The organism is Vibrio sp. 1580 (assembly GCF_033340055.1).
Window position 1 is genome coordinate 1 of the sequence record NZ_JAWOVT010000337.1, and the last position, 668, is coordinate 668.

At 52.1% G+C, this 668-nt stretch carries 1 pseudogene; it reads left to right on the forward strand.

Going from position 1 to position 668, the window contains the following annotated elements:
* Positions 1-668: pseudogene (locus R7093_RS25870) on the forward strand (flagellar hook-length control protein FliK); the annotation flags it as partial.

A 668-nucleotide genomic window follows, 5' to 3' on the forward strand; every position in this document is an offset into this window, starting at 1 on the left:
TTGATATTGAGAAGCTACAGTCTCAATCAACTGAATGGCAAAACCTGACTGCGCCTCCTGTAATGGATGCTTCAGCAATGCAACAAGCTCAGGCGAACACCTCAGGTGCATTGGATGGTTCGGTGTCACTTGACCCTGCGATGGTCGGCTTTGAAGGTCAGGCGGTTCAGCTGGTTTCCATTGATGAGCTGGAAGTCATTGATACCAAGTTGGCGCAAGGCAAACCTCTGAGCGAACAAGAAATCGATGTCATTGAAGGTTTGAGAACGGGTGACGTCGTCGCGGATATTCCTGAGCAAGAGCTAGCCCAGTTGGTTGCGCTGCCAACGGACGTGAAAGCCATTCTTGCGGAGCAAAATACAACGCAGCATAACAATGTACGAAACGGCAGCGAACGAACAGCCGCTGCAGTCGCGATGGGGCAACAAGCACAATACGTGAACGCGCAAGAGATGAAGCACGTCGCTGCGCAAGCGCCAATGGCTCAACATGCCGATAAACTTGCGTCCGCACCAATGCCTGATGCGCTGGTGGCGAATAATTTCAACCCAGCAGTTCAAATGGCTGCTAATGGGGAAGTGAGCCACAAAGCGATCAATGCCGCGTTAAGTGCAGGTGCGTTGAAAGCTACGGCGAGCCAGCAAGATAAGCCAGAGTCGCAATACGGA